16 protein-coding genes, 1 tRNA gene and 1 rRNA gene are annotated in these 16,001 nt (G+C 40.3%); all 18 read right to left on the reverse strand.

From position 1 onward, the window contains the following. Window positions 1-46 precede the first annotated feature (46 nt). A complete protein-coding gene (rpsT, locus tag JOC36_RS08470) occupies window positions 47-301 on the reverse strand; it encodes a 30S ribosomal protein S20 (RefSeq protein WP_205146063.1) in 255 nt (84 codons plus the stop codon). A gap of 53 nt (window positions 302-354) precedes the next feature. Next, window positions 355-624: a 30S ribosomal protein S15 gene (gene rpsO / locus JOC36_RS08475; protein ID WP_057747200.1), complete on the reverse strand. Its 270-nt coding sequence runs from the start codon at window positions 622-624 to the stop codon at window positions 355-357. A gap of 139 nt (window positions 625-763) precedes the next feature. Beyond that, window positions 764-1,789 carry a DNA polymerase III subunit delta gene (gene holA / locus JOC36_RS08480; RefSeq protein ID WP_205146064.1) on the reverse strand — a complete coding sequence of 342 codons (1,026 nt, stop codon included), beginning with the start codon at window positions 1,787-1,789 and terminating at the stop codon, window positions 764-766. A 66-nt stretch (window positions 1,790-1,855) separates the two neighbouring features. Beyond that, complete coding sequence (locus JOC36_RS08485) at window positions 1,856-4,099, reverse strand: DNA internalization-related competence protein ComEC/Rec2 (RefSeq protein ID WP_205146065.1); 2,244 nt, start codon at window positions 4,097-4,099, stop codon at window positions 1,856-1,858. After that, window positions 4,096-4,752, reverse strand: a complete 657-nt coding sequence (locus tag JOC36_RS08490; protein ID WP_205146066.1) for a ComEA family DNA-binding protein — start codon at window positions 4,750-4,752, stop codon at window positions 4,096-4,098. The genes JOC36_RS08485 and JOC36_RS08490 overlap by 4 nt, the downstream gene beginning before the upstream one ends. Window positions 4,753-4,852: 100 nt before the next feature. After that, window positions 4,853-5,125, reverse strand: coding sequence for a DUF1292 domain-containing protein (locus tag JOC36_RS08495; protein WP_205146067.1), 273 nt, complete (start codon window positions 5,123-5,125; stop codon window positions 4,853-4,855). 61 nt (window positions 5,126-5,186) lie between these two features. Then, window positions 5,187-5,489 (reverse strand): DUF1292 domain-containing protein, encoded by a 303-nt coding sequence (locus JOC36_RS08500; RefSeq protein WP_205146068.1) that lies wholly within the window; start codon window positions 5,487-5,489, stop codon window positions 5,187-5,189. Between the two features lie 14 nt (window positions 5,490-5,503). Continuing rightward, on the reverse strand, window positions 5,504-5,938 hold the full coding sequence (ruvX, locus tag JOC36_RS08505; RefSeq protein WP_205146069.1) for a Holliday junction resolvase RuvX: 435 nt from the start codon (window positions 5,936-5,938) through the stop codon (window positions 5,504-5,506). Beyond that, on the reverse strand, window positions 5,938-6,186 hold the full coding sequence (locus JOC36_RS08510; protein ID WP_205146070.1) for an IreB family regulatory phosphoprotein: 249 nt from the start codon (window positions 6,184-6,186) through the stop codon (window positions 5,938-5,940). The genes ruvX and JOC36_RS08510 overlap by 1 nt, the downstream gene beginning before the upstream one ends. A 33-nt stretch (window positions 6,187-6,219) precedes the next feature. Beyond that, the gene (gene alaS, locus JOC36_RS08515; RefSeq protein ID WP_205146071.1) at window positions 6,220-8,868 is read right to left on the reverse strand and encodes an alanine--tRNA ligase; all 2,649 of its coding nucleotides are present in this window, start codon (window positions 8,866-8,868) and stop codon (window positions 6,220-6,222) included. Between the two features lie 312 nt (window positions 8,869-9,180). Beyond that, window positions 9,181-10,374, reverse strand: a complete 1,194-nt coding sequence (locus JOC36_RS08520) for an MFS transporter (RefSeq protein ID WP_205146072.1) — start codon at window positions 10,372-10,374, stop codon at window positions 9,181-9,183. A 147-nt stretch (window positions 10,375-10,521) separates the two neighbouring features. After that, window positions 10,522-11,871, reverse strand: a complete 1,350-nt coding sequence (locus JOC36_RS08525; RefSeq protein WP_205146073.1) for a DEAD/DEAH box helicase — start codon at window positions 11,869-11,871, stop codon at window positions 10,522-10,524. Next, complete coding sequence (locus tag JOC36_RS08530) at window positions 11,864-12,814, reverse strand: DHH family phosphoesterase (RefSeq protein WP_205146074.1); 951 nt, start codon at window positions 12,812-12,814, stop codon at window positions 11,864-11,866. Before JOC36_RS08530 ends, JOC36_RS08525 begins: the two co-directional genes overlap by 8 nt. A gap of 46 nt (window positions 12,815-12,860) precedes the next feature. Continuing rightward, window positions 12,861-13,973 (reverse strand): DNA polymerase IV, encoded by a 1,113-nt coding sequence (gene dinB, locus JOC36_RS08535; RefSeq protein WP_205146077.1) that lies wholly within the window; start codon window positions 13,971-13,973, stop codon window positions 12,861-12,863. A gap of 59 nt (window positions 13,974-14,032) precedes the next feature. Continuing rightward, a complete protein-coding gene (gene yajC / locus JOC36_RS08540; protein ID WP_205146075.1) occupies window positions 14,033-14,515 on the reverse strand; it encodes a preprotein translocase subunit YajC in 483 nt (160 codons plus the stop codon). A gap of 27 nt (window positions 14,516-14,542) precedes the next feature. After that, entirely contained in the window at window positions 14,543-15,691 is a 1,149-nt protein-coding gene (gene tgt / locus JOC36_RS08545) for a tRNA guanosine(34) transglycosylase Tgt (RefSeq protein ID WP_205146076.1), read from the reverse strand. 140 nt (window positions 15,692-15,831) lie between these two features. Beyond that, window positions 15,832-15,904 (reverse strand) — tRNA-Val (locus JOC36_RS08550). Between the two features lie 5 nt (window positions 15,905-15,909). Next, window positions 15,910-16,001: ribosomal RNA gene (rrf, locus tag JOC36_RS08555) — 5S ribosomal RNA — on the reverse strand; the annotation flags it as partial.

A 16,001-nucleotide genomic window follows, 5' to 3' on the forward strand; every position in this document is an offset into this window, starting at 1 on the left:
ATAATAATAAAAAAACACCCAAGATGGGTGTTTTAACGCATGTTGATTACTTGTTCAACAAAGCTGAAAGACGTGACTTGTCACGAGCAGCCTTGTTCTTAGAAATCAAGCCCTTTGATGCAGCGCGATCAATAGCAGATGATGCGTTAGCAAACAATTCCTTAGCATTGTCTGCACCAGCTTCAGCAGCTTTACGGAACTTCTTAACTTCAGTACGGTATGCACTTAGTTGTTGAACGTTACGCTCGCGTTGAACTTTGTTTAAGCGGGCACGTTGGATTGATGACTCAATAATTGGCATCGCTTTTTCCTCCGATGATATATGTCAAAATGTACGCTGTTGATTTATAAAAATTAACGACGCAATCCAAGCTTTTGGATCAATTCACGATAACGTTGAACGTCGTTATTACGTAGGTAACGCAACAAGTTACGACGGTGACCGATCTTCTTCATCAAACCACGTTGTGAGTGGTAATCGTGCTTGTGTTCTGACATGTGTTCGTTTAATTCGTTAATGTCAGCAGTCAAAACTGCAACTTGAACTTCAACTGAACCAGTATCACCTTCGTGACGTGCGAATTCCTTAATGATTTCATTCTTGCGTTCTGCAGAAATAGCCATGTTGGATATCCACCTTTCATATTTTATAGTCGCCACATACAACGTAAGACGACGGTGAACCGCCAGACATCGTATGAGGTCGTGTGCTTAATAGCACCTGTCTATACTACCGAAGTTAGCAAACAAATGCAAGCATTATTTATGATTTTGTCTCATATTGATAACGCAATACGAAGAGTTCAAATAACATTTCAGGATCTTTACTAGTTGACTTAAGTGCTTTTTCCATCTCAGCTAACCCTAAAAAAGCATTAGCAAGTGCATCATATGAGTAGCGTCGAACGGTCTTTTTAGCAAGCTTAACTCGATAGGGATGAACCTTCAAAGCCGTTGCCAGCCCTTGTTCACTTTGTTTTGAAACCTTAACTTGTAATAAAAGTCGAAACTGCCCCACCATTGCACCAAGTAAACGCAATGGTTCTTCACCAGCTAAAATTAATTCATGATATAACTCTACCGCATCACGTAATTTTTGGTTTAATAAATCATCAATTAAATCAAACACGTTTTGACTCAAAGTTCGCGTAACTAGCTGATCGACTGCCTTTTTATCAATTTTTTTAGTATTGAAGGCATATAATTTTAACTTGTCCAACTCGTTCATTATCGCCGCTACAGACATATCAGTATATTGAATTAACGTTTGTAATGCATCTGATGTAATTTCATAACCTTCGGCCGATAGATTATCTTGCACCATCTGTCGCACATCTTTTTCAGAAAAATCACCAAATGATAAATATGTTGCCCGTTCCTTTAACAGCTTGGTTACTTTTTTACGTCCATCTAGCTTTTCATATGGTGCCATAATCACAAGGACGGTTTGTGGTTCTGGCTGATTAATGTAATCAATCAATTCTTCAACATGATGTTCCGGCTTACTTTTGGCGACTTCACCAGTTAGAAAATAAGCATTTTCAATCAATACAACCCGTCGATCACCAAAGAATGGCACCGAGCGAGCATCATCAATAGCCGTTGCTAAATCAATTTCGCGCATATCAAATTGAGCCAAATTTAGTGCGCGATCAGGTTCATCAATTAAATCAACGAAACGCTTACGCACTAAATCTAATAGATAGTGATCAGTTCCCTGAATCAGATAAATCGGTGCAATCTGTTGCGCATCTATTTGTTGATTTAACTCTTTTAAATTGATTGCCATGATTTAACCTCGCCTAGCTTGTTTTCGCATCACTTATCATCACATGCTCGCGCCGAAAAAACAAGTCTAATCCTGATGATGTAACGCGAAATCAAAGGTCCAGTGGCCATTTCCCGTTGCTCTAAATCGTAGCATGCCGCATTGTGGCGTCTGATAAATTTGGACTTGCTTTGTCTTTAAGCGTTCTATAACTTCTGCATGTGGATGACCGTAACGGTTATTTTCACCGGCTGAGACAATTGCAACTTGTGGATTTAGTTTAGCAATAAACGCAGCGCTGGAACTCGTTTTCGATCCGTGATGGCCCAATTTTAATATCGTCGTTGCCGGTAAATCAAACTGTTTTAAGATTCGCTGCTCTCCAGCTTGGTCCAAATCCCCTGTTAAAATCACTGATGCCCAGTTTAAATCCACATGCAAGGCAATTGAATCCGCATTTTCACCCGAGCCGATATGGTCAGGCGCAAGTACCGTAATTCCGTTCGTCAAATTTTGATGAGCCATGACCGTAACAATCTCTGGTTGATGACGATGACCTGTTAATTGGGGTAATGTTTCCATCCCAGCTGGCACAATCATCTTTCGCACGCAGTATTCAGCTAGAAAAGCTGACAAATTTCCAATATGATCCACATCTTTATGCGTTAAAACCAAGTAATCCAATGATTGAATGCCATTAGCTTTCAAATACCTAATTACCGGCTGAACACTCCATCTAGCTTGAGTCATCTGCTCCAATTTATTTTGACCAAAAGACAAGCGTCCCCCCACATCTACCAGCATCGTCTCACCATTAGCTAATTTAAGATACGTTGCATCCCCTTGCCCAACATCAATAAATACAACCTGCGAATGTTGTTGGATTTGAATTATGAATCCTGTTAAGGCATAGGTTCCAATTAAACCAATCAATAGTTTGTGGTTATGCCAAATCAAATAGGCAAAAGTGATTATTGTAAGCAAACCCATCAATAGTAATGGTGGTTTTCCAAAAACACAATTTCCAGGTAACTGTGCAATCTGTTCGAGCACTTTTTGAAATGCCAACAACCCCTTGTCAATCAGATTGGTTAACGACAACCATCCCACTCCATATGAAGCTAAGCCAATTAAGACGATTGGAACAATCGTATACGCAAAAATCGGGACTAATATTAAATTAGCGAGCAAACTAACTGGATGCCATTCGAAAGTCTGCCATAAAAGCCAAGGTAAAATCGCCAAATTGAAATGAACAACAACTAACCACGAAGGTAACCGACGTATCCATAACGCTGCAAAACTGAGAATAAACGTAAGCTGCCCGCCAAATTGGCAAAGTAAACCTGGTACGATACTTAAGCTAAGTACGACTGTTATCCCCCATATATCAAAACGGTTTAAGCGAATTTGTTTTATTTTACATAAGTTAACACAGCTTTCAGCTACAACAGCTCGTACTAATCCCTGAGCCTCTTGTGCAAAACACCAAAAAACAATTAAAACCCCTTCCAAAAATATTAGACGCTGTTCTTTTAGCCAGCGCAGACGTCGACAGATAAATGTCAGCCCTACCATTAAAAGTTGGACTTGAAATCCAGAAATACTGAACAAATGAATTAAACCTAATTTTTGTAATCCCTGGTGTTCGTCAAAAAAATGATTTGGGACATACCCGAGAATAAGTGTCTCAGCATAGTCTTTTAAGCCACTGGGTAATCCATCAAACCAATGTACTGCGACGAGATGACTGTTTTTAATTAAGGCTTGCCACCACATTCCACTGCCAATTGACACATTTTGTCGTTGAACTTGCTTTAAACTTTGCGTACGATAACGACAAACAACACCACGCCCATACCAATAAAGCGCTGGATTGAATTGATAGAAATTTCGAGCCGCTTGGATTTTTTCAACCTGAAAGGCACCACTGACTTCCACATAGCCAAAATGCCGCTGTATCAATTGCTTTTGTTGTGACGTCAAATGTTGAACAGAAATTCTAACTGGTTGATGTCGCAAACTCTCATACGCAATACCATTTAACTGATTATTTTTGATATCACATTGATCAAGATGTATAAGCAATGTGTGTTGTACCGCATTTTTACTCAAATGTTGCAAAGGAGCCATGACTTGAGAACGCACAAACAGCCAAAATGCTAACAAACATAAACTAATCGTTAACCACCAACGCCAATTTTGCCTCCTAAACCAGACCATTAGACATAGGCCATAACCTAAAAAGCAAAGGCCAAACCAATTTTGACCGTAACTCACTAAATTAAGGCCAATCACAAATATACCGAAGTGTGCTAAACTGCCTCTCATGCGTTAAAATATTCCGATAACTTTTGAACTGTTTTTTCACCGAACCCGCCTACTTGTCTTAAATCATCAATACCTTTGAACGGCCCTTGCTGATCACGATAACTTACAATATCTTGTGCTTTTTTGGGCCCAATCCCCGGTATTGTTTGTAATTCTTGAACCGTCACTTGGTTTAAATCAAATTTACGCGCTTCTGAAGGATTGTTTTGAGCACTACTAATAACACCAGTCTGTGCTTGACCACCATTCGTACCCACTGGAATTTTCTCGCCACGCTTAGGTACGTAAATCATTTGTCCATCTGCTAATTTTTGAGCTAAATTCAATTGACGTACATCGGCTGTTTTCAGTAGTCCACCAGCTTGTTCAATGGCTACTTGCACTAAAACAGGTTCTCTAAATGAATAAACCTTTGGATGTAAAACTGCACCTTTAACGTCCACATGCACGGTTTGTGTTGTAGTAGTCTTTTTTGATTGTATGGGACTTTTCACTGATTGAACTTGTTTGGTAGGCCCTTTTTGCATGATTTGACTGTTGGCATTTTGTACTAAAATAATTCCTAATCCAACACATAAACTAATGATGAAACATATTTTAACATCAAGATACTGCTTAGCTAAGCGCTTTACTTCCATCCAAATTGCTAACATTACAAAATCCTTTCTTTACCAAGTTCGATCAAGATAAAGAACGGCATTTCTTAAATAAAATCACAAAAAAAGAGCCACAAATATTTTGTGGCTCTTGGCATTAAGACAATTGATCATCATTCATAATTGTGTTCATAACTTCTTCAACCATGTCGAATTCAGCATCCGTTTCTAATGGGCTTAAGACACCTTCTTCATCATCTTTATTGAAACTAAATGGCAGTACCGGCATATCTGTTTCGTCCTCAACCTCTTGTGGGACTAATACGATGTATGACTTACCAAAATCTTCAGAATCAAAAGAGAAAAGCTCAATAAAGGCATGTTCATTCCCATCTTCATCCGTTAACATGTAGACTTCTTGATTATCCATTGTTTTCTCCGTTTCCCATATAAAAAAGAAGTTGCCAAAATGGCAACCCTTTTTTATATGATTACTTCTTATCTGATTCAGCTTCTTCCAAGTCGTCGATAAATTCGTTCAACTTAGCTTCAACCATGGCCAATTCATCTTCATCTTCAACTTGATCAACCACACCTTCAGTGCTCTTTTCAGCTTCTTCAGGGTGATATACAAATGGATACATGTCGACAGGTTGATCAAAGTCTGCCCCAGCTGGGTAAACAATCAAGTAGTCTTTATTATATTCATCACTGTGGAAAGTGAAAAGTACTTCAAATAACTCTTCATCCCCATTTTCATTCGTCAATGCAATTACGTCTTGTTCGTCATCCATGATGATTACCTCCGTTATTTAACTAATGGACCTTTACGATCCAAATAATTTTGTAAAATGAGCGCAGCTGCTAGCTTATCAATGACTTTCTTCCGCTTATTCCGTGATGTATCAGCCTCTTCGATTAACATGCGTTCAGCTTCTACTGTCGTTAAACGTTCATCTTGAAAATCAACAGGCAAATCATAGCGTGCGGTTAACTTATCGCCATATGCCCGCGCAGCATCGACACGCGGCCCAGATGTATTATTCATGTTCTTAGGCAAGCCCAAAACAAAGCCAGTTGGTTGATACTGATTAACTAGCTCATCCATCCGATCTAATCCAAATTCTTCATTGTCTTCATCAATTGGAATGATTTCCACGCCCTGCGCTGTCCAACCTAATTGGTCTGAAACTGCAATTCCAACCGTTTTTGAACCAACGTCTAAACCTAATATTCTACCCATTACTTCCCCAAATAGTACTTGACCAATGCTTCAATAATCTCATCGCGTTCAAACTTACGAATCAAATTACGTGCATCATTAACACGAGGAATATAGGCAGGATCATTAGAAATCAGATATCCAACAATCTGATTGATTGGGTTATATCCCTTTTCTGCAAGTGCATCATACACTGTCTCCAGCATCTTACGCACATCATGATCCTCATTAAAATTCAAATTAAATAAAGTTGTGTTTTCTGAACTCATTACAAACTCCTTTCGTTTGTCCCGTGAAGCTGTTTACTTCTCAGCTAACCAGCTTTTGGCATCAGCAAAAGCCTTTTGAATCCCATCAGGATTCTTCCCACCGGCTTGAGCCATGTCTGGACGACCACCGCCGCCACCACCAATGGCTGGCGCAATCACCTTAATTAAGTCACCGGCCTTAATTCCTGCTTGAACCGCTTCTGGGTTAACAGCAACTAACAAGTTAGCCTTATCGCCAACCTTAGCAGCTAATACCAAGACATCTGATGGCATCGTTTGCTTCCAAGTATCAGCAGCCGTACGTAAACCATCCATTGATTCAACCGATAGCTCACTCGTAATTAAGCTGTACTTACCAGCCGTTTGTACGTCACTAAAGGCAGCTGTGGCACTTTGACTTGCTAACTTTTGCTCAAGGGCCGTTGCTTGATGTTCAGCTTCCTTCAAATTAGTTTGAAGATTTTCAATCTTCTCATTAACTTGTGAAAGTTGTGGAGCCTTAACTTGTTGAGCTGCTTGATTCAACCAAGCATCGTGTTGCTTAAACAAGTTCATGGCTCCTTGACCAGTTACCGCTTCAATCCGGCGTACACCAGCACCAGTTCCTTGTTCACTAACAATTTTAAACATGCCTAACTCAACCGTTGACTTAGCATGTGTACCACCGTCAAATTCTGAATTGAAATCACCGATTGATACCACACGAACTTTATCGCCATACTTTTCTGAGAACTCGGCAACTGCACCCATTTTTTCGGCGCTTTCTTTGTCAGTCTCTAGCCAAGAAACAGGTAGATTTTCAATAATCTTTTGATTAATCAAATCTTCAATTTCTTGCAACTTGTCAGCAGGCACTGGTTCATTATAGTTGAAGTCATACCGTAAGCCATCAGCTGTAACCAAAGAACCAGCTTGAGTTGAACGATTTCCCAAAATGTTACGGATTGCTTGATCCAACATGTGTGTCGCCGTGTGATTCTTAGAAACAGCGGCATGATATGCTTCATCTACAATCAAATGATAGGCTGAGTTAACTGACAATGGCTTTTCAACACTTACCGTATGCAAATGTTGGCCATTAGGTCCCTTTTGGACATCTAGGACTTCAGCAACTTCTTCACCATTCTCGTCCATAATCCAACCGCGATCAGCAACCTGTCCACCCATTTCAGCATAGAATGGTGTCCGATCGAAGACCAACGTCGCTTTGCCATCTTCAACTGAATCAACCAATTGATCATCAACAATAATGTCTGCCAATACCGCATCAGTCACATCTAAATCAGTCCAGCCGACATAAGCAGAATCAGTTTGCAAATCAGTTAATAAGCTATCTTGGATGCCCATTGAAGCTTGCTTACCACGAGCAGAGCGTGCACGTTCTTGTTGTGCTTGCATTTCTTGGTTGAAGCCATCTTCATCAACAGTAAGCCCCTGATCTTCAGCTTCTTCCTTCGTTAATTCAAGTGGGAAACCATACGTATCGTACAACTTAAAGGCCACTTTACCATCAATCACGCCACCATGTTCCTTTGCATCCTTGGTCACTTCACCAAGTAATTGCAAACCGGCAGTAAGAGTCTTATTAAAACGAAGTTCCTCTTTTTCAACGATTGAGGCGATGTAGTCTGCATTCTCCAAAATTTCAGGATAATATGACTGCATAATTTCACCGACAACCGGTACCAAATCCTTAAGGAAGACTTGGTTGATTCCTAAGCGACGTCCATGCACAACTGCACGACGGAGCAAACGACGAATAATATAACCACGACCTTCATTTGAAGGTAGTGCACCATCGCCAATGGCAAAGGTCACAGCACGAGCGTGATCAGCAATCACCTTAAATGAAACATCTAAGTCTTCTGAGTCACCGTAGTGCTTACCATCACTCATTTTTTCAATTGCATGAATGATTGGCAAGAATAAGTCAGTTTCAAAGTTCGTATCTGCATGTTGGAAAACAGATACAACTCGTTCAAGACCCATTCCCGTATCAATGTTTTTGTGTGGTAATTCAGGATAATCCTTATTATCAGTTAAACCTGGCAAGTGGTTATATTGTGAAAAGACAATATTCCAAATTTCCAAGTAACGATCATTTTCACCACCAGGATAATTTTCATTTGGATCATCAGCGTTATACTTCTCACCACGATCATAGAAAATTTCAGAATCAGGTCCTGAAGGTCCTTCTCCAATATCCCAGAAGTTATCAGGTTCATCATAAAGATGATCCTTTGGAAGGCCAACTGTATCCAACCAAATCCGTTTTGACTCTTCGTCGTTTGGATATACCGTGACATACAACTTATCAGGATCCATATCATACCAATCAGGGCTCGTTAATAGTTCCCAGGCCCATGGAATCGCTTGGTCTTTGAAATAATCTCCAATTGAAAAGTTTCCCATCATTTCAAATAAAGTATGATGGCGGGCAGTATGTCCGACATTTTCAATATCGTTTGTACGAATTGCTTTTTGGGCGTTCGTCATCCGCCGATTTTCAGGCGTCACACTTCCGTCGAAGTACTTCTTTAAAGTTGACACACCTGAGTTAATCCACAACAAACTTGGATCATCTTTTGGAATCAAAGATTGAGATGGCTCAATTTTGTGCCCCTTACTTTCAAAAAAACGCAAAAACATATCGCGTGTTTCAGCTGATGATAATTCTTTCATCTTGAAATTCGCCTCTTTCTTTTAAAATAAAAAAACAGGTAACCATTGCAAATCGAAGACGCTCAAACGCGGTACCACTTCGCTTGCAATGATTATCTGTTATCATTACCTCTTATAACTCGTTAACGCCGATATACGGTTTACTTTCGTAAACAACTCAAAGGAGGTAGCTAGGACTTAATTTAGCGTTACTTCCACCAACCGTAACGTCTCTAGTTCTAATTAGAAAATCCTAATCCTCAAAGGATATTATAGCATAACCCAACAAAAATGTGAGCGATTTTCTTAAATTTTTATTACGCGTATATCCGCTTATTTTGCCAAATATTGTTTTAAACCAGGAACTGTTAACATCACCACGAAACTAATGAGATACATTCCTGATAAACCGCCCATGATAAAACTCATAGTGTGGTGAGCCATCAGCATACCAATAATTACTGATGAAAAGCCACCGATTGCACGCCCAGTATTAATGATGACATTATTAGCTGTTGCCCGAATTTCTTCAGGGTACAAACTTGAAATCACTGCGCCATAGCCACCAAACATACCATTTGAGAAAAAGCCAACCATCGCTCCTGCCAATACTAAGGTCCACATCGTGTGAGCTAAGGTTAATCCATATACCATCAGTGCTGAACCAATTAAGAAGCCACCAAACGCGACCCGTGGTCCAAACTTGTCTAGAATACTTCCAAACACCAGCATCCCCACTGACATACCTGCAATCGTGGCAACCATCCAAATTGATGATCCTGAAATTGACAAGCCTAACTTATGCTGCATCATCGTTGGCAACCAATTCATCATGCCAAAATATCCAGCAATTTGGACAACGGCCATCACCATCAAGGCCAAAGTGGTATAAAAGCGCTTAGGCGTATTGAATAATAATGCTAATGAAGCCTTTTCGGGCTGATCTTTTGCAAAACGCGGTGTTTCTTTAACATGCCGTCGCACAAATAATGTCAAGACAACCGGAATTAGTCCCAATAGGAAGAGGGCATGCCAATGATTACCAGGGAGAATCACTGCCGCTGCAATCGCTGCCAGCATGGCTCCTAATTGGCCACCAACTGCACCAATTGACGATACCTTGCCAACCTGCTTCTTGGGAAAGTTTTCAGCAATCAAAGCCATGGCCACCCCGTATTCACCACCAGCTCCTAAACCTGTAATAAAACGGAGGACATAAATAAGTTCGATCTGGTTTGCAAACGACATCGCAGTCGTCCCTAACGCAAACAATAGCACTGTATAGTTGAAAGTTTTAATCCGCCCAATCCGATCGGCAATTAAACCAAAGATTACCCCACCAACTAACATACCAATATTCGTGATTGAAGAAATCCAACCAGCTTGTCCGCCACTCAAATGGAGGTCTGCAATCATTGAACTCAAGGCAAAGGATACAAACATCACATCCATATTCTCCAGCATGAAGCCTGAAGACATTGAACCCATAACCCATTTTTGTTGTTTCGTTAATTTCTGTAATTGCATTAAAAAGCCTCCAATTGGAAAGTCACTGCTTCCCATTAATTTTTACTAAAATCTACTTTACACAAATGTTTTTAGTAAAACAAGCGTTTTGAACGCAATTTCAACAAAAAAAGCTAACCACTCATCTCTGAGTCATTAGCTTCCCGTTTAACGAGTTTTATTTGCCTTACGCTTTGCACGCATATGTTCACGTTCTTCGATACGCTTTTTGTTACGAGCATCTCGTTCGATTTCACTCTTAATCCGATGCTTATAACCTGGCTTAACATTCTTCTTCTTCTTCTTAACCATCCCAATCATAGTTGGGTCCAACTTTTGCGTTGACTTCGTTCGTTGCTTACGGCGACGACGATCAGGAGCAGGTTTTAGTTCACCCTTTGACAAAGTCATCGGTTCAAACTTTACCCCAAGTTTTTCAATTTCAGAAACCTTTTCATCTTCATCGGGCGTATACAAGGTAATCGCTGTCCCTGATGCACCATTTCGGCCAGTTCGACCCACACGGTGAATAAAGAACTCCAAGTCATTAGGAATGCCATCATTTATAACCAATGAGACCCCAGGAATATCAATTCCACGGGCAGCTAAATCAGTAGCTACAACGTATTGATAATCTAGACGTTGAATTTGTTGCATTGTCCGGCGACGCTCACGGGGCTGAATACCACCATGAATTTCAGCAACCTTAAGTCCACGTTCCTTCAATTGGCGTGCTAGTTCATGTGCTCGCTCCTTGGTATTGGTGAAGACCAAAGCCATATAAGGATTGCCCATCGTCAAAAGATTATAAATCAATTCATCTTTAGCTTTTCCTTTAGTATCCATCAACACATTTTGAATCGTTGATGAAATAACCGTTTCAACTGGAATCTCTTCGACAACTGGATTATCAAGATACTTCTTCAAAAATGGTTGTAATTTTTGTGGAATCGTTGCTGAGAAGACCAACATTTGTAGATCTTCTGGCATTGCTCCCGCAATAGCATCAACATCATTCAAGAATCCCATATCTAATGTCATATCAGCTTCATCGACAACCAAAGTTTTGGCTGTATGAATCGCCAAGTCACCACTTTGATACAAGTCTTTAATCCGACCAGGTGTTCCAATCACAATTTGTGGTTGATTACTCTTTAATTGGTTAACCTGGCGTGCTTTATCAGTTCCCCCAACAAAAAGGCCTAAGCGTGGTGCGGCATCCTCAGGAAAATGACTGGCCAATTGTTTGGCCGCTTGATAAATTTGTTGTGCTAATTCACGAGATGGTGTGGTAATCACTGCTTGCACTTGGTTTTGCGTTGGATCCACATTTTGAAAAATCGGTAACAAAAAGGCATGCGTCTTTCCAGAACCTGTTTGTGATTGGCCCACTACTGAACGACCTTGCAAAATCACTGGGATTAAGCGGGCTTGAACGGGTGTAGGCGTCTCGAAATGAATATCATCAAGCGCTTGATATAACTCATCGCGCAAGTGATAATCGGTAAATTTAGCCATTGGCGTGCTCCTTTAATAATTGATCTGCTTCTTTAATAATTTCCTGGACTTCTTCATCGTTCTGGGCAATCGCACCTGATGCAAGTGGATGACCACCACCACCATGACGCTTAGCAATCCCATTAATTGGAATGTTACGGGCACGTAACCGAACACGATAAAAACCTTCATCCTGTTGTTCAAATACAGCCCATGCTTTAGCAACATTAATTTTACCCATCAAAGGTACAATAAATGATGTGCCAAAATCACCTAAATCAAAGCTGTCAAGAATTTCATTAGTTAAAATAATGTAGTTGAACCCTGAGTCAGTTAGGGTCATATGCTCATAGACATATCCCGATACCTTAGCTGCTTCAGGTGAAATTGTATCCATTGATTGATTAATCTTATTCCAGTCAAAATCGAACTTCATTAGCCCTGATACAGCGGCCATCGTCGCTGTATCAGAAGCATATAGAAAACGACCAGTGTCGCCAACAATCCCTGCATATAAATCTGCGGCTCCAGCATCTGATAAAGTTAGTTCATCTGAAAACTCTTGATAAAAATCATAAATTAATTCTGACGAAGATGACACAGTTGTATCGACCCAGGAGTAATCACCGTATGGTTCATCATTTGGATGATGGTCAATTTTAACCAAAGTACGTCCTTCAATATACCGTTGGTCATCAACACGTGGTTCATTTGCAGTATCAGTCACAATGACCAATGCTCGTTGAAAGACATCATCGGAAATTTGATCCATTTCGCCCATCCAAGCCATACTAGGGGCTTGTTTTCCCACAGTATAAACGGTCTTTTCTGGAAAAGATGTTCGGATTAATTCAGCCAATCCCATTTGTGATCCAATGGCATCTGGATCAGGGCGCTGGTGCCGATGAATAATAATTGTATCTGCTTGTTTAATTTGTGCCAAAATTTGTGTTTGTGCTGTCATATTCATTCCCTTTTTTTCGTTAACTTTAAGTATACCATAGCCTAGCCTACGACTCGTATAAACTCAAGGCAATATTTTCAAATGCCAAAGGTGTTAGATTAGTCATCGTTAACCCAATTAAACGTAATGGCTGTCGAAATCCTCCGGCCTCTTCTAATAAATCATTGGCAATCCGATTCAATACAACTGGATCATTATCGATAAAATCATTTTGCGTCATGCGATGTGTCACAGTATTAAAATTCTCATCACGTAACTTTAAAACCAGGGTTTGGCCATGCATCTTTTGTCGACTTAGTGCTTCTGTAACTTCTTTCGCCAAAATTTTTATTTCCGCCAAGGTTTCGTCTTCAGAACGAATCAACGGGTTAAACGTATGTTCTTTCCCAATCGACTTGCGTTGTCGTTCATACATCACGGGGCGATTATCAATCCCCCGAATTCGCTCATAAAGTTCAAAACCCTGTCGATTAAATTCACTTATGAGTTCATCTTGCGACATCTGATATAAATCTGCCCCGGTCTGGACACCAAGTTCTCGCATTCGTTCTGCTGTTTTTGCTCCAACCCCACGAATGGACTCAATTGGTTCAGCATCTAAAAACGGTCGAATATCCTCAGGTCGAATGACCGTTAGGCCGACCGGCTTATTGTGTTCAGAAGCTAACTTTGCTAAAAACTTATTAAATGAGATTCCAACAGATGAAGTTAAATGTAATTCATCATAAATTTTCTGTTGCATCCGATGTGCTAACGCCACCAGATTCTCTGTGCGATCAGATAAATCAAGATAGGCCTCATCAAAGGCAACTGGTTCAATTTTATCCGTAAATTCATGAAAAATATCGTGAACTTGATGCGAAGCCTCACGATATTTTGTAAAGTTAGGCGTAATAAACACAGCTTTAGGCGCTAAATCAAGCGCTTCAGCGGCACTCATCGCCGAGTGAACCCCTTTTGCTCTTGCATTATAATTAGCCGTGGCGACAACGCCTTTTCCTCCATTACGTCGAGGATCCCGAGCAATGATTACTTGCTGATTAGCTAAAGCCGGATTATCTCGAATTTCGATTTGAGCGTAAAATGCATCCATATCGACATGTAGTATTTTTCGGTTTGTTTCTAATTTTAACGGGAATTCCAAAAATGTTTCCATCAGATTACCCACCTTACAGATTAATAAAAAGGATTCAAAGACTGTGCTTTGAATCCTCTCGTTTACTTCTCACTTGGCGTATTTGTTGAATCTACTTGATTAGCTTCCCGATTCTTGTCATCAGCAAGTTCAGATTCAGTATCATTTTGAATATCTTTAGTAGCGTTTTCAATTGAAGCTTGTGCGTCTGCCTTAGCTTCTGAAACATCTTCAGCCATATTCTCGGCAGTGTCCTCAGCTTCTTCTTGAACACCCTTCAAGGCTTCAACCTTTTCATTAACAGCGTCTTTAGTTGAAACAACTGACCGAATTGCTGCCATATCATATGTCAAAAATGAGCCATCGGCATCAAGTGAAACGGTCTTGTGATCAGCACTAACTGATACAACAGTCGCGTGTAAACCACCGATTGTCACGATTTCTGTTCCAGGTTGAATGTTTGACAACATTTCCTTTTGCTTCTTTTGGGCTTTTTGTTGTGGACGAATCATCATAAAGTACATCAAAACGATGATTAATAAAATAATAAGCATTGAACTATTCATTTCTCTACCTCGATAAATTTCTTAATTTTAAAACAAGCGTGCATTGGCCTTATTATAGCCATAATTTTCCATTAGCTCAGCCCTAAAGTCGAGCAAACGATCCTCAGCAATTGCTGTCCGCATATCTTCCATCAACTTCAACAAGAAACGTAGATTATGCACACTGGCAATATTTTGACCTAACAACTCATTAGCCTTAAATAAGTGATGCAAATAAGCTTTTGTAAAGTGGGTTGAACCATAGTCATCCAAATCAGGATCAATTAATGAAAAGTCGTCCTTATACTTTGAATTTGTAATCACAATTCGACCATGTTTTGTCATTAGGGTACCATTTCGACCAATCCGTGTTGGCAAGACACAATCAAACATATCGATTCCTCGAATGACGCCATCAACTAATGAGTCTGGCGCAGCCACACCCATCAAGTAGCGTGGCTTATTCTCAGGCAACCAAGGCACCGTGAAGTCTAACACACGATTCATTTCTTCTTTTGATTCACCAACTGATAGGCCTCCAACTGCATAACCTGGCAAATCCAATGAAACTAAATCTTCAGCAGATTGTTTACGTAGTTGTTTGAACCCCGCTCCCTGTACAATTCCGAAGAGTGCTTGATCCTCAGGACGTTTATGTGCTGCGATAGCTCGTTCCGCCCAACGTGACGTTCGTTCTACTGAATTTTTGACATAGTCGTAGCTCTCAAAGTAAGGAATTGCCTCATCCAATTGCATCATCACGTCAGATCCTAAATTATTTTGAATCCGCATGGCAACTTCAGGAGACAAAAACATTTTTTCACCATTCAAATGATTTCTAAATGTCACACCTTCTTCACTGATACTATTATGCTGTGAAAGAGACCAAACTTGGAATCCACCTGAGTCAGTTAAAATAGGACCATCCCAATCCATAAATTTGTGTAACCCACCGGCTTGCGCAATCAATTCATCACCTGGGCGTAACCACAAATGATAAGTATTTGCCAAAATGAATTGTGAATGAATTTCCTTTAATTCTCGTGGTGACACATTTTTGACTGTTGCCTGTGTTCCCACCGGCATAAACATTGGGGTCATTACTTCACCATGGGGTGTTGTAATTTTACCCAATCGCGCTCCAGTATGTTTTTCAACATGCAGAAGCTCATATTTTACTGCGTAATCTTCAACCATCCTAAGTCCTCTCTTTAAATTGCCGTGGCAATTCAATCATCATACCATCAAGTATAGCAAATTCTTATGCAATTGGTTAGATAAGATGTTTATAATCAAAAAGGTTACCCTACCGACTAGCAGCAGGGTAACCTTTGTTATGGACGATACAGGGATCGGACCTGTGACCCCCTGCTTGTAAGGCAGGTGCTCTCCCAGCTGAGCTAATCGTCCAGTACGCATTGCGACGTCCTATCCTCGCAGGAAGAGATCCTCCAACTACTTTCGGCGCTATTGAGCTTAACTTCTGTGTTCGGTATGGGAACAGGTG

The sequence above is a fragment of the Weissella uvarum genome (assembly GCF_016908785.1).
In the GTDB taxonomy this organism is placed as follows: domain Bacteria; phylum Bacillota; class Bacilli; order Lactobacillales; family Lactobacillaceae; genus Weissella; species Weissella uvarum.

Excerpts from the sequence above, each read along its gene's own strand:
- rpsT (WP_205146063.1), bottom strand. The coding sequence starts at position 301 with ATGCCAATTATTGAGTCATCAATCCAACGTGCCCGCTTAAACAAAGTT.
- rpsO (WP_057747200.1), bottom strand. The coding sequence starts at position 624 with ATGGCTATTTCTGCAGAACGCAAGAATGAAATCATTAAGGAATTCGCA.
- holA (WP_205146064.1), bottom strand. The coding sequence starts at position 1,789 with ATGGCAATCAATTTAAAAGAGTTAAATCAACAAATAGATGCGCAACAG.
- JOC36_RS08485 (WP_205146065.1), bottom strand. The coding sequence starts at position 4,099 with ATGAGAGGCAGTTTAGCACACTTCGGTATATTTGTGATTGGCCTTAAT.
- JOC36_RS08490 (WP_205146066.1), bottom strand. The coding sequence starts at position 4,752 with ATGTTAGCAATTTGGATGGAAGTAAAGCGCTTAGCTAAGCAGTATCTT.
- JOC36_RS08495 (WP_205146067.1), bottom strand. The coding sequence starts at position 5,125 with ATGGATAATCAAGAAGTCTACATGTTAACGGATGAAGATGGGAATGAA.
- JOC36_RS08500 (WP_205146068.1), bottom strand. The coding sequence starts at position 5,489 with ATGGATGACGAACAAGACGTAATTGCATTGACGAATGAAAATGGGGAT.
- ruvX (WP_205146069.1), bottom strand. The coding sequence starts at position 5,938 with ATGGGTAGAATATTAGGTTTAGACGTTGGTTCAAAAACGGTTGGAATT.
- JOC36_RS08510 (WP_205146070.1), bottom strand. The coding sequence starts at position 6,186 with ATGAGTTCAGAAAACACAACTTTATTTAATTTGAATTTTAATGAGGAT.
- alaS (WP_205146071.1), bottom strand. The coding sequence starts at position 8,868 with ATGAAAGAATTATCATCAGCTGAAACACGCGATATGTTTTTGCGTTTT.
- JOC36_RS08520 (WP_205146072.1), bottom strand. The coding sequence starts at position 10,374 with ATGCAATTACAGAAATTAACGAAACAACAAAAATGGGTTATGGGTTCA.
- JOC36_RS08525 (WP_205146073.1), bottom strand. The coding sequence starts at position 11,871 with ATGGCTAAATTTACCGATTATCACTTGCGCGATGAGTTATATCAAGCG.
- JOC36_RS08530 (WP_205146074.1), bottom strand. The coding sequence starts at position 12,814 with ATGACAGCACAAACACAAATTTTGGCACAAATTAAACAAGCAGATACA.
- yajC (WP_205146075.1), bottom strand. The coding sequence starts at position 14,515 with ATGAATAGTTCAATGCTTATTATTTTATTAATCATCGTTTTGATGTAC.
- tgt (WP_205146076.1), bottom strand. The coding sequence starts at position 15,691 with ATGGTTGAAGATTACGCAGTAAAATATGAGCTTCTGCATGTTGAAAAA.